The sequence below is a fragment of the Arsukibacterium sp. UBA5043 genome (assembly GCA_002415085.1).
In the GTDB taxonomy this organism is placed as follows: Bacteria; Pseudomonadota; Gammaproteobacteria; order Enterobacterales; family Alteromonadaceae; genus Alishewanella.
Window position 1 is genome coordinate 40,096 of record DIBV01000001.1, and the last position, 12,507, is coordinate 52,602.

The following is a 12,507-nucleotide window of genomic DNA, read 5'->3' on the forward strand; positions in this document are numbered from 1 at the left end:
GCCGGCAACACTAACCTGAACAGAATCTAGCGCGATGACTAACAACACGCCTTCTTCATCAGAAGCTGATCTTGTCCGCGATCCCGATACGCATGGCCGCGTGCTGGCCAGTGGCGACTGGACCCTGGCAAATGTGCAAACGCTCAGTGCCAGAATTAACACGTTGCAACAACAGACCTCAGCGCTGGATACCAGCGCGGTTTCCCGGCTGGATGCGTCTGGTGCCTGGTTACTTGAACAATTACTTTGTCATACCGGACAGGATGCAGCCGATACCGGCCTGAGTGAGCAATGGTGTAAAGTGCTTGAAGCCGTTAATGTTGACTGCAACGAGGAACGGCGATCAGAGCCCGCAGCACCGCCACTTTGGCAACAGTTGTTAGCCAGTATCGGCCGGCGCACTGTCGGGGTTATCCGAGGTGTAACCGAAATGCTGAGCTTTACCGGCCTGGTGGTTCATCGTCTGGGGCTGACCATGTTAAATCCGGGCAGGCTGCGACTTACCTCAACGGTCTATCATATGCAGCAAACCGGATTAAATGCGGTGCCATTGCTGTTTTTACTTGCCAGCTTAACAGGAGCAGTTGTTGCTTATCTGGGGGCGACGGTGCTTAGCGACTTTGGCGCTGAACTGTTCATTATCGATTTGGTGACATTTGCGTTTTTACGCGAATTTGGCGTATTGCTGACTGCCATTTTACTGGCTGGGCGCACGGCCAGTGCCTTTTGTGCCCAGATTGGCATGATGAAAACCCGGGAAGAGTTGGATGCCATTAAAGTTCTCGGGCTGGATGAAACAGAAGTACTGGTGGTGCCCCGGCTACTGGCCCTGATAATTGTTATGCCATTGCTGGCATTTATCGCCACTATTGCCGGTTTGTTCGGTGGCCTGATGGTGGCGGTGCTGGCACTTGATATTGATTTAAGCCTGTTTTTTGAGCGGATGGCCCAAACCGTCACCCTGAAACATTATCTGGTAGGTATGCTTAAAGCACCTGTCTTCGCACTGGTCATTGCCCTGATAGGGTGTCTGGAAGGCCTGCGGGTAAAGGGTACCGCCCGTTCTGTCGGTGAGCACACTACCAGTGCTGTGGTAAAAAGTCTGACCACGGTCATTGTGCTTGACGGGCTGGCTGCGATTTATTTTATGGAGATAGGATGGTAACTGAGTCCAAAACAGCCAACTCTGAGACAAATAGCGCTGCAAGCCCAGCGCAGAAGCCACCCGTTATCCGGGTATCAGGGCTGCATAACCAATTTGGCAGTACTGTGGTGCATCATGACCTTGATTTGAACGTCAGACGCGGCGAGATCCTGGCAATTGTCGGTGGCTCGGGCAGCGGTAAGTCGGTGTTGATGCGCTCTATTCTTGGTTTATTGCGCCCCAGCGGGGGCAGCATAGAGGTATTTGGCCAAAAACTGGACGATGCCAGCGACGCCCAACACATAATGGCGCGCCGGGCCGGTGTGTTGTTTCAGGGCGGTGCCCTGTTTTCCTCGTTGACGGTGCTGGAAAATGTTGAATTGCCACTTAGAACTCACCGGCCGCAGCTGCCGGCTTTGTTGCGCCGTCAGCTGGCATATTCAAAGATCCGGCTGTCGGGTTTAGCCGAGTCGACCGGCCTGAAAATGCCGTCTGAGCTCTCTGGTGGTATGCGTAAGCGGGTAGCGCTGGCACGGGCTCTGGTGCTGGAGCCTGAATTACTTTTTCTGGATGAACCGACCAGCGGGCTTGATCCGATTGGTGCAGCAGCGTTCGATAACTTACTGCGAACATTACAACAGGCACTTGAATTTACAGTATTTATTATTACCCACGATCTCGACACCTTGTATGCTATCAGTGATCGGGTGGCGGTACTTGCCGATCAGAAGGTCATCGCAACAGCGCCACTGGCCCAAATTGAACAGTTTGATCATTCGTGGATCCGCCAATATTTCCACGGGCCACGTGCACGTAACAGCCGTAAGCAGCAACGCGCTGCGTCAGCCTGAGGAGCTTATATGGAAACCAAAGCCAACTACGTCATTATCGGGGCTTTTACTGTTATCTGCGCCATTGCTGTGCTGTTATTCGGCCTGTTTACCGCTAATTACGCTGCCAGCAGCGCCTTTAATAAATACCAGATATTGTTTGAACAATCTGTTATCGGCTTGACTGAGGGTAGCCCGGTGCTTTACAACGGGGTGAAGATAGGGCGGGTGTCTGAGCTACAACTTAACCCCAGCGATGTACGCCAGGTGCTGGCAACAGTAGAAATTGAAGCCAGGGTGCCGGTCTACCAGGACACCGTGGCGACTATTCGCCTGACGGGGTTAACCGGCACGGCAGCAGTGCAGTTAAAAGGCGGTAGCCCTGACAGTGTATTGCTCAGTGCAAATAACAAGAACCCGGCGCGAATTACAGCTGTATCATCGCCTCTTAGCCGCTTACTTGAATCGTCTGAGGGCATTGTGGTTACCGCCAATAAGGTACTTAACCAGCTTGATGCGGTGTTCTCGGATGCCAATATAGAACGACTGAACTCGACGCTTATTTCACTGGAGCAATTCAGTAATGGGTTGGCCGCGCCGGATAGCGCCCTTAACCAGCTACTGAGCAACAGCGCCCGGGCCAGTGAAGACTTGCCGCTATTGCTAGAAAGGCTGAATACTACCAGCGAAAACTTTGAGCAACTTATTGTTGGCATTGATCAGGGGCTGGTTAGTGATCTGCCGCAACTGAAAAGCCATCTGGCTGGTACCCTGGCTAACCTTGAGTCACTGTCTGGCCGGCTTGATTCTATTGTTGCGGGCGGTCAGCAGCAGCTAAGTCAGTTTAGTGGCGTAGGGATGAATCAGCTGTCTGGTGGGCTTGAAGATCTCCGCACCCTGATCAGTGAGCTTACCCGGCTGGTGCAACAGCTTGAAAATAATCCCGCTCAATTACTGCAGGGCGCTGAGCAACCAGAGGAGTATCGTTCGCAATGACTAGTCAAAATTTAATAATGCTGTCAACACGGCTAATGGCTCTGGCGTTGCTTGCTACCCTGGTAGCCTGCTCAGTTATACCTGAAAGTGAGCCGGTTAAATTGCTGGATCCAACCCTGCCAACACCAGCCCGTGCCGGGAAATCCGTTGCCTGGACATTAAATATAAACCGGCCACAGTCAGACCCGGCGCGTGATTCAAACCGGGTAATGGTTCGCACGGCCGATGGTCAGCTTCAGGTATTGCCACAGATGCGTTGGATTGCGACAGCCCCTGATTTATTCAGAACCCTGCTGGTGCGGTATCTACGTGACAGCCATACTGTAGCACAAGTCAGTAATGGTGCTTCCGGGATGGCTCGCACTCTTCAGCTGGATATACGCCAGTTCGAGCTGGTTGAAAACGCTGATAACCTGCTGCAAGCCAGTATTAGTGTCGAAGCCAGGTTGTATCATAGCCGTTCGGCCCGACTGCTAACCCGGCATATATTCAAGCAGCAACAGGACATTGCAGGTACCGGTGCAGCAGAAATTATCAGCGGTTTTGAAATAAGCTTGCGTCAGGTTATTGAAGATATTGCCAGTTGGCTGGCTGAATATGATATTGCCGCCAGCAGCGCCAACACCTAGCGCGCAGGATAATAAAAAAGGGCCCGCAGGCCCTTTTTAACGTCGTCGTGATTTAGCGATCCAGGTTCATTACCTTAGTCCAGGCCTTAACAAAGTCATCCACAAACTTCTGTTTTGACGTATCAAAGGCATACACTTCGGCGACAGCCCGCAGTTCCGAGTTGGAACCAAATATCAGATCAACCGAGGTGGCTGTCCACTTTTGCTGGCCGGTTTTACGGTCTAAGCCCTGATAAACGCCGTCGGTGTCAGCCTTTTGCCAGACAGTAGACATATCGAGCAGATTAACGAAAAACTCGTTGTTTAAGGTACCGGGCCGGCTGGTTAACACGCCATGTTTTGCGCCCTGATAATTGGCATCCAGCGCTCGTAAACCACCAATCAACACAGTCATTTCAGGTACGCTTAAGTCAAGCTGGTCTGCTTTATCAATCAGCATTTCTGTTGGTGACTTGTAGCTGGCATCGGCATCAAAGTAGTTTCTGAAGCCATCTGCAGTCAGCTCAAGTAAGCTAAAGGCATTAACATCAGTCATTTGCTGCGTGGCATCACCGCGGCCTGGTTTAAACGGCACAGTAAGGGTGTAACCGGCGTCTTTTGCCGCTTTTTCAACGGCAGCGGCACCACCCAGCACAATGAGATCGGCCAGCGATACTTTTTTCCTGTTGCTGTTAAAGCCGGTCTGAATGTCTTTTAAGGCGCTGACTACTTTGGCCGTTTCTGCCGGGTTATTTACCGCCCAGTCTTTCTGCGGCGCTAAAGCAATCCGGGCCCCGTTGGCGCCACCACGCATATCGGTGTCACGGTAACTGGCAGCGGATGCCCAGGCCACGCGCACCAGTTCAGGTACCGTTAAACCAGTGGCCAGAATTTTGGCTTTAAGGGTTTTAACGTCCCGCTCATTAATAGTGGACTGGGTTGTTTCATCAATTGGATCCTGCCACACCAGAACCTCTGCGGGTACTTCACTACCTAAGAAATTACGGGGCGGTCCCATATCGCGGTGAGTTAATTTATACCAGGCTTTGGCAAAAGCCAGCCGGTATTCCTCTGGATCGGCCAGAAAGCGCTCGGCAATTTTGCGGTATTCCGGGTCAAATTTAAGTGCCAAGTCAGCCGTGGTCATCACCGGCGGGTTAAATTTACCTTTGACATGGGCATCAGGCACCGCTTTGTGCAACGATTCATCCGTAGGAACCCACTGAATGGCGCCAGCCGGGCTGCGGGTTTGTTTCCACTCAAAATTAAGTAAATTGCTCAGATACAGCGAGGTCCAACGGGTAGGGGCCTGAGTCCAGGCGCCTTCCAGACCGCTGGTTACGGTATCTTCTGAATGGCCTTTACCACACTTATTTTTCCAGCCAAGCCCCTGTTCTTCAGTACCCGCTGCAGCGGGTTCGGCACCCAGGCAATCGGCGGGTTTATGCGCGCCATGCATTTTGCCAAACGTATGGCCGCCGGCGATAAGCGCCAGGGTTTCTTCATCATTCATGGCCATCCGTTCAAAGGCAACCCGGATATTTTTGGCAGAACCCATTGGATCCGGCACCCCTTTGGGCCCCTCGGGGTTGACATAAATAAGCCCCATATGGGTGGCGCCAAGTGGCCGTTGCAACTTGCCATCGGCATCTTCCCGATCACTGGCCAGCATTTCTACTTCCGGCCCCCAATACACCATATCGGGTTCCCAGTCATCAGCCCGGCCACCGGCAAAACCGTACGTTTTAAAACCCATGTTTTCCAGGGCAACATTACCTGCCAGTACCATTAAATCTGACCAGGACAGCGCTTCGCCATATGTCTGTTTTACCGGCCATAACAATCGTCGTGCCTTGTCTAAGTTACCGTTATCCGGCCAGCTGTTAAGAGGCTCAAACCGTTGCTGGCCGCCACCGGCACCACCACGGCCATCCAGGGTGCGGTAGGTACCGGCACTGTGCCAGGTCATCCGGATAAAGAACGGACCGTAATTACCAAAGTCGGCTGGCCACCAGTCTTGTGATTCGGTTAGCAGGGCATTGATGTCTTGTTTAACCTTAGCCAAGTCAAGCTTGCTAAAGGCGTCAGCGTAATTAAAGTTGCTGCCGTAGGGGTTTGAACGTGTATCGTGGTCACGCAGTGCCGATAAATCAAGTTGATCCGGCCACCAGAACTGGTTGTTTCGTACTGCAACCCCTTTGACTGCGCCAGTGGCTACAGCACCTTTCGGTTTTGCCATTTCAGGTTTTTGTGGCTCATTAGCAAAAGTTGCGCCCGATGCCAATAGCATGCTCATCGTGCCGGCCAGGATTGTTTTAGTAAAAGCTAGTGTTCTCATTACTCGCGTCCTTCAAATTTATCTATGGTTGTTATAAACAGTCGCGCGTTGTTAGCGGTTAATCACCGGAACTAACGTGATAAATTGGTGAGCGCTGCACAACAATAAACGCTGCACAACGTTAAACAGAGTATAGTAAGTTCCTAATAGTTTAATGTGAAATAAAGTGATTGCCCTAAACTATAAAAGCGATTTAAGGTGTGTTGTCAGACCGTGCTGGTGTATGTTGTCTGTTATAATTTTTTTATTTTTCGAGCCTGGGAGCAACATGATTTCTATATGGCTGTTAAACAGCTTGATTGTCGCTATCGTGGTGATTATTCACTATGAATTTTTGTACCGGCTGACCCGGCTTATTCCCAGCCTGAACATCAAACACCGCTATCGGATTGTGGTGGGGGTGTTCGGGGCGCTGATTGCCCACGCTATTGAAATATGGGTATTTGCGCTGGCGTATTATCTGATGCACCGGGCCGCTGGCTGGGGTGAACTCAGTGGCAACTTTGATGGCAGCCTGATGGATTGTGTCTATTTTTCGTTTACCGTATTCAGCACGGTCGGCTTTGGTGATATTGCGCCTTTGGGTGAGCTGCGGTATTTAACCGGCATTGAATCGCTGACCGGCCTGGTGTTGATCACCTGGACGGCATCATTTTTATTTTTTGAAATGCAGCGTAACTGGAGTGAGCGGAAATAATTTGCAGTAAGCCATGCTACTAACCGCTATCCGATAAATAATTCCTCACAATGCAGAATGTATGAGTCATAAAATATTATTCAGACTCCCACTTATATCGCGTTGGCAAGGCGGTAAAAGCGCCGAAGTATTGGCAGGTCAGCGAACCTGCTTTAATCGCTTTGTTAAGTATCAGTTGTTGTTTGATATTGTCTTGCAATAGTGCAGACCAGCTGTGCTCAGATAAGTACTGACTAAGCTGATAAAGCCAGGCACCAACGAAAGCATCTCCGGCAGCTGTGGTATCAACCACCTTAACTGCAGCAACAGGTAAACTGAATTGGTGTGCTGCATAACTATTTACTGCATTGCTACCAGCAGTCACCACTAACCAACTATTACGATTAGCCTGTAATTGTTCAAGCCAGGTTTTCGCTTCCTGCTGCTGAGCAAGGTAATTCAGTTCGTCATCACTAAGCTTAATGATATCGGCCTGTTCCAGTAACTTCATTACCAAACTAATATCTGCCTGGCTACTTGCCCACAGATTATGGCGTAAGTTGGCATCGACCGACACCAACCAGCCATGCTTATGCGCTTGCTCAACCATTGCAAAACTAGTGTCCGCAATTGCGCTATCTGTCAAACTGTTTGAGCATAAATGAAGAATTGCCGGGGTTTGCCAAAAACCTTCTGGTAGATGCGCCATGGTATAAAGTAAGTCTGCAGCCGGTGGCCGATAAAATGAGAAACTTCTATCTCCTTGCTCGTTTAATGCAACAAAGGCCAGCGCTGTTTTTGCGTCGCTGGTAGTTGCACAGGCATGGCAATTTACGCCGTAATGGCTAAGCTCTGAAAGCAAAAACTCACCAAACATATCAGCACCAAGCATACCTACAAAACGTCCTTCACCGCCCAGCTTGGCAACGGCAACCGCAACATTCGCTGGCGCGCCGCCAGCAAAACGACGAAATAAACCTGGTTGTTGCGGGTCTTGTAAGAAGTCGATCAACACTTCGCCAAAACAATATACGGGTAATGACATGCCTGCCCCTCTAACCTTTACTCTTATCAATTATCTGGGAACCTTTGTTAAAGGGACATCAGAAATCAGAGTTTGTTGATGCTTTCTGAAATGATTAAGATAACACTACGTCATAGTTTGTAATTAGTAAATGTTAAGCGCAAAAAAACAGCTATATTTTTTTTGAGATGTTGCATTTAGGCTTAAATAAAGCAACTATAGCGGTTAGTTATTGCGTGAGGATGAGACAAATGGTTCAGAAAAGCATATCAGAATTACAACTTGACTCAGCTGAGCTGGCCGATTTTTCTGCCAAAGTACTTAAACGATACAGTTCGTCGCTCAGAGCGATAGCGAAAGATCGCTGGCCGCTGTTTCAGGCTCGCCTGAAACAGCATTTACCTGCGTTATTGCAGTTATATCTGCCCCTCTATGGCGAGCGTTTTGACAGTTATTATTATCTTGAACAGCTATTAAAGTTATTGGCTAAGTCTGTTGCGCAACGGCCTGATTATCTGCATCTTGAGGATGAAGAACCACAAGATTGGCATAAACAGCAGCATGCTTTGGGCTCTGCCTGTTATGTCGATTTATTTGCCGATAATTTTGCTGGTCTGGCAGCTCGTATTCCTTATTTAAAGCAAACCGGCATTAACTATCTGCACCTGATGCCTTTATTTAAAGCACCTGAGCCTAATAGCGATGGTGGTTACGCTGTGTCTGATTACCGTAAAACGATGCCTGCGCTTGGCAGCATGCCAGAGCTGGCTAAGTTAATGCAACAGCTGCATCAGAATGGTATCCGGCCGGTGCTTGATTTCGTGTTTAACCATACTTCTGATGAACATCGTTGGGCACAAAAAGCCAAAGCAGGTGATACGGATTACCAGCAGTTTTATTTCTTTTTTACCGAGCAGCAGCGCGAGCAGTATTCACCATGGTTGCGTGAAATTTTCCCTGAGATACGCCGCGGCTGTTTCACATTTGAACCCCTTGCTAAACGCTGGGTCTGGACAACTTTTAACAGCTTTCAGTGGGATTTAAATTACGCCAATCCGGCAGTATTCAATGCCATGGCCGAAGAAATGTTATTTCTTGCCAATCAGGGCGCGGCGGTACTAAGGTTAGACGCTCTGGCGTTTGTCTGGAAAGAAGCTGGCACAAGTTGTGAAAACCTGCCAAAAGCTCACACGTTAATTCAGGCATTTAATGCGGTTGCCCGCATTGCTGCACCGGCATTACAATTTAAATCTGAAGCAATAGTGCATCCGGATGAGGTAGTAAAATACATTTCGCCCGAAGAATGCCAGCTATCATATAACCCATTGTTGATGGCGCTGTTGTGGAATAGCCTGGCAACCCGCAAAACCCGTCTATTAACCGAATCACTACAGCGACGTTTTGCGATAGACCCGCATTGCAGCTGGGTAAATTATATTCGTTGCCATGATGATATTGGCTGGACCTTTGATGACAATGTGGCCTGGCAACTGGGTATTAATCCTGAGCATCACCGCCAGTTTTTAAACCAGTTTTACACCGGTCAATTTAGCGGAAGTTTTGCCACTGGCGTGCCATTTCAGCAAAACCCTGTTACCGGGGATTGTCGTGTCGCTGGCATGCTGGCGTCGCTTACCGGGGTCGAGCAGGCACTACAAAATGTGGATGAAACACAAAAACAGTGTCAGCTTGAGCAAGCGCTGGCTAGAATTTTTATTTTAAACAGTGTTATTTTAAGTATTGGCGGCTTACCGTTACTCTATATGGGTGATGAGTTAGGCTTGTTAAATGACTACAGCTATCAGCAAGATCCCGCGAAACAGGATGACAGCCGCTGGGTAAACCGGGTTAAAGTGTCGGAACAGCAGCTGTTAACAGCAAAAGACCCTGCAAGTTTATCCGGACGTATTTATCAGCAGTTACAGCATCTGGTTAACGTGAGGGCCGGGTTAGCCGTGTTAGGGCCGGGCAGCACAGAAATCTTAGCAAGTGGCAATCCACATGTGTTTGTCTATCAGCGACAAGCTGACATGCAAGCTTTACGTTGTGTGGTAAATTTTAGTGAATCAGACCAGCTGTATACCGGATTAACAGCAGGCAAATGGCGTGACGAATTAACCGGGCAGCGGTTTGACAGTCAAAGTATGATGTTAAAGCCTTACCAGGTACTGTGGTTAAGCGCAATTAGTTAAATTTACATCAGCAGTTAACGCCGGCCTGTAGTAAAACTACCGGCCGGCTTTTTTGTTGTTAAGAAAATAACGTTAGCAAAAGCAAAACGAAGCCCCGTTGGACGGGGCAGAAAAAGAAAGAAACCGCTTTATAAAACAAATTAGTGTGACATTCTCTGCAGTTGTTGCTCCGCAGGGTTTTTCAGGTGATTCCACCACAAGCCGATGCTCATAATAACGGCAAAGCCCGTTGCCAGGTAAAACCCGTAGCGGACATCGCCAAAAATATCACCAACAATGCCCATCATTAATGGCCCAACAGCTGCGGCCAATGCGGTAAAAGCTAAAATTAAACCTGCCGCCGCTCCGTGTTGATGGCGGGGAAAACAACTAATGCCTTTAGAATTAAGAGTTGGGTACATCATTGACATAAATAAGCCCGAGAGTGGCATCAGCCACAATGCCCAGGCAACACCCTGGCTCATACTTAAAACAAAACAAAACGCAATGGCAGTACTGAACCAGGCTAGCAAAATGGTCCAGCTAAAGCGGGTTAATAACCATTCGGCTAAAAACCGACCCGTGGTGCGTAAGATAAAAAATACTGTGATGGCATGGGCTGCCAGTAAAGTGTATTGACCTTCGTATTGTTGTAGCAGGGTGGGTAGCCAGACAAACACCGCCACTTCAGTGGCTACATAGCAGGCTATTGCCAGCGAAAAGCCAAGCGCATAAGGGTTTTTAACCAGTTTCAGACAGTGCCAGATAGACGTTTTTGGCTGGGTGACATAAGCAGGGTAGTCCATGCGCCAGGCGATAATCAGTAAAATCGCGCAAATCAAACCTGCAACCAGATACAGTTGCTCCCATGCCATATCCAGCATCAGCAGGACGGCGACCAGTGCCGGGCCAACAATAGCACCCAGTCCAAAAAAACCTTCGACCCGGTTCATTAAACGGGTGTGGCTAAGGGGGTTGGGGCTGATATCACCAATTAAAGCAAGGGCACCGGTTTTAAATAAACCGATGCTTAGGCCGCATAAGCCGAGCAGCAGCATATAAAAGTAAAAACTTTGGTTAAGTGCAAAAGCGAAGCAGGCCAGTGTGTAAATAAACAGGCCAAATAAAATGATCTTTTTACGCCCAAGTTGATCTGCCAGTTGCCCCAGAAATAGGCCAGATAATCCAATAAAGATCATTGGCACGTAGTGAAACGCTGCGGCCTGGGTCAGGCTCAGATCAAATTGTTTGACCACTTCCGGTATAATCACCCCTACGGCATCGGTGGTCATAGCGAAAACAAAGAACATCAGGCAAGTCATCCACTTTACCTGGGTATAGGTATGCTCGGTCACCACAGCCGTGGTAATTACTGGTTTGTGTTGCATGTTATTACCCTGTCTTATGCAGGCTTTTTGCCTGTCAGTTTTATAATGCCAGTACTGTTATTGTTTTCTGGCTACCACTGTATGGTGGCTTTTGATTTATTGGTTTTCCAGGCTCGCTAAAGCCATACTTGAAATTACACCTTAAACGTTTAAGTATCAAGCCGGAGTTCGAAAAATGAACACAAAAGTTGCGGATTAATCAGTTTAAGGTGTTAGCAGCTGGCACGCAGCCTTAATTCACACTCCAGCAATATGTCCTGCTGCACATCACCGGCCAGTAGCATGCTGGCTGCTGTGCGGCCTTTTTCATCGCTATGCTGAGCGATAGTTGTCAGGGTAGGATAGGCTCGCTCGGCTTCTTCAATACCATCGAAACCAACCAACTTAACATCTTCCGGAATTTTTAAGCCAAGTTGCCTTGCTACACTCATTGCACCAAGTGCAATCCGATCGCTCATGCACAACAACAAAGTTGGTCTCGGGTGTTGTGTCAGCGCTTCACGGGCAGCAATTTCTGCATAGTGATGGTTATTAACCGGAATATGCCAGATTTGATCAGCACTAATTTCACGTTTTAAATCAGTCACCGCCGCCAGATAGCCATCAAGTCGACGACGGGAGATGGCTTCATTTTGATCGTAGAGCTCGTGGCTTTGCATGCGACATACCCGGTTAGAATCAACTAAACGCAAGCCCAATACTGCCACTTTGCCAGGTTGCTGCTGCAGGGCGTAGTGGGCAATATCGTAAGCATAGCGGTAGTTGTCAATATTAACTGAGCCAATACCAGCCAGGTTGCAATCGACACTAATCACCGGCTTGCCACTTTGTATGACCCGCTCCAGCTGTTCGTGGTTTTTAGGACTGCCATAAATAATGAAACCGTCAGGAAGCGCTTCAGCTGTGCTGTGCACCGCTTTGCTACCCGACAATAACAGCATATCTTTGCCTTGTTGCTGCAACACCTCAGCAATACCTTTAATCAGCTGATTTGCTACAGGATCACTGACGGAATACTCAAGGGTGTCTGACAATAAAATTGCTATCATATCTGAACGACCCGTCCGAAGACTTCGCGCCGTAGCATTCGGGCCTGTAAAGCCGAGTTTCTCACTCTCTTTTAATATATGACGCCTTAAATCAGCTGATAGTTGGTCAGGGCGGTTAAAAGCATTGGAAACGGTAGCAATCGACACGCCAAGGTGTTTTGCTAATGATTTAAGCGTAACATTGGCCATTTAGTAGCTGATCCTTATGCGAAAGGTGTAAAGTAGTTCCGGCAGCACTGTATTACAGATGTTCTTAAACGTTAAGTTTTATTGTGCGAAAATG

At 48.7% G+C, this 12,507-nt stretch carries 10 protein-coding genes; 6 read left to right on the top strand and 4 right to left on the bottom strand.

Annotated elements, in window-relative coordinates; translation table 11 throughout:
- Positions 1-34: 34 nt before the first annotated feature.
- Genes B2Q61_RS00175 through B2Q61_RS00190 form a run of 4 tightly spaced genes read left to right on the top strand, consistent with a single transcriptional unit; the run spans position 35 to position 3,599 of the window.
- Positions 35-1,165 (top strand): MlaE family ABC transporter permease, encoded by a 1,131-nt coding sequence (locus tag B2Q61_RS00175; protein ID WP_290621212.1) that lies wholly within the window; start codon positions 35-37, stop codon positions 1,163-1,165.
- Positions 1,159-1,995, top strand: coding sequence for an ABC transporter ATP-binding protein (locus tag B2Q61_RS00180; protein ID WP_290621213.1), 837 nt, complete (start codon positions 1,159-1,161; stop codon positions 1,993-1,995). Before B2Q61_RS00175 ends, B2Q61_RS00180 begins: the two co-directional genes overlap by 7 nt.
- 9 nt (positions 1,996-2,004) lie before the next feature.
- Positions 2,005-2,970 carry an MlaD family protein gene (locus tag B2Q61_RS00185; RefSeq protein ID WP_290621214.1) on the top strand — a complete coding sequence of 322 codons (966 nt, stop codon included), beginning with the start codon at positions 2,005-2,007 and terminating at the stop codon, positions 2,968-2,970.
- Positions 2,967-3,599, top strand: a complete 633-nt coding sequence (locus tag B2Q61_RS00190; protein WP_290621215.1) for an ABC-type transport auxiliary lipoprotein family protein — start codon at positions 2,967-2,969, stop codon at positions 3,597-3,599. The genes B2Q61_RS00185 and B2Q61_RS00190 overlap by 4 nt, the downstream gene beginning before the upstream one ends.
- A 52-nt stretch (positions 3,600-3,651) precedes the next feature.
- Here B2Q61_RS00190 and katG read toward each other — a convergent pair whose 3' ends face one another.
- Positions 3,652-5,916 (bottom strand): catalase/peroxidase HPI, encoded by a 2,265-nt coding sequence (katG, locus tag B2Q61_RS00195; RefSeq protein WP_290621216.1) that lies wholly within the window; start codon positions 5,914-5,916, stop codon positions 3,652-3,654.
- 268 nt (positions 5,917-6,184) lie between these two features.
- Here katG and B2Q61_RS00200 point away from each other — a divergent pair, with 268 nt between their 5' ends.
- Positions 6,185-6,613 (top strand): potassium channel family protein, encoded by a 429-nt coding sequence (locus B2Q61_RS00200; RefSeq protein WP_290621217.1) that lies wholly within the window; start codon positions 6,185-6,187, stop codon positions 6,611-6,613.
- 76 nt (positions 6,614-6,689) lie between these two features.
- Here B2Q61_RS00200 and B2Q61_RS00205 read toward each other — a convergent pair whose 3' ends face one another.
- Positions 6,690-7,637 (bottom strand): carbohydrate kinase family protein, encoded by a 948-nt coding sequence (locus tag B2Q61_RS00205; RefSeq protein ID WP_290621218.1) that lies wholly within the window; start codon positions 7,635-7,637, stop codon positions 6,690-6,692.
- 230 nt (positions 7,638-7,867) lie between these two features.
- Between B2Q61_RS00205 and B2Q61_RS00210 the strand changes: the two genes are divergently transcribed.
- A complete protein-coding gene (locus B2Q61_RS00210) occupies positions 7,868-9,808 on the top strand; it encodes an amylosucrase (protein WP_290621219.1) in 1,941 nt (646 codons plus the stop codon).
- 140 nt (positions 9,809-9,948) lie between these two features.
- On the opposite strand, the gene B2Q61_RS00215 is transcribed toward B2Q61_RS00210, so the two are convergent.
- Both B2Q61_RS00215 and B2Q61_RS00220 read right to left on the bottom strand, forming a co-directional pair.
- On the bottom strand, positions 9,949-11,175 hold the full coding sequence (locus tag B2Q61_RS00215; protein WP_290614916.1) for an MFS transporter: 1,227 nt from the start codon (positions 11,173-11,175) through the stop codon (positions 9,949-9,951).
- 212 nt (positions 11,176-11,387) lie between these two features.
- Positions 11,388-12,413 (bottom strand): LacI family DNA-binding transcriptional regulator, encoded by a 1,026-nt coding sequence (locus B2Q61_RS00220; RefSeq protein WP_290621220.1) that lies wholly within the window; start codon positions 12,411-12,413, stop codon positions 11,388-11,390.
- Positions 12,414-12,507: the final 94 nt, after the last annotated feature.

Coding starts and splice junctions, on each gene's coding strand:
- B2Q61_RS00175 (WP_290621212.1), top strand. CDS start 35: ATGACTAACAACACGCCTTCTTCATCAGAAGCTGATCTTGTCCGCGAT.
- B2Q61_RS00180 (WP_290621213.1), top strand. CDS start 1,159: ATGGTAACTGAGTCCAAAACAGCCAACTCTGAGACAAATAGCGCTGCA.
- B2Q61_RS00185 (WP_290621214.1), top strand. CDS start 2,005: ATGGAAACCAAAGCCAACTACGTCATTATCGGGGCTTTTACTGTTATC.
- B2Q61_RS00190 (WP_290621215.1), top strand. CDS start 2,967: ATGACTAGTCAAAATTTAATAATGCTGTCAACACGGCTAATGGCTCTG.
- katG (WP_290621216.1), bottom strand. CDS start 5,916: ATGAGAACACTAGCTTTTACTAAAACAATCCTGGCCGGCACGATGAGC.
- B2Q61_RS00200 (WP_290621217.1), top strand. CDS start 6,185: ATGATTTCTATATGGCTGTTAAACAGCTTGATTGTCGCTATCGTGGTG.
- B2Q61_RS00205 (WP_290621218.1), bottom strand. CDS start 7,637: ATGTCATTACCCGTATATTGTTTTGGCGAAGTGTTGATCGACTTCTTA.
- B2Q61_RS00210 (WP_290621219.1), top strand. CDS start 7,868: ATGGTTCAGAAAAGCATATCAGAATTACAACTTGACTCAGCTGAGCTG.
- B2Q61_RS00215 (WP_290614916.1), bottom strand. CDS start 11,175: ATGCAACACAAACCAGTAATTACCACGGCTGTGGTGACCGAGCATACC.
- B2Q61_RS00220 (WP_290621220.1), bottom strand. CDS start 12,413: ATGGCCAATGTTACGCTTAAATCATTAGCAAAACACCTTGGCGTGTCG.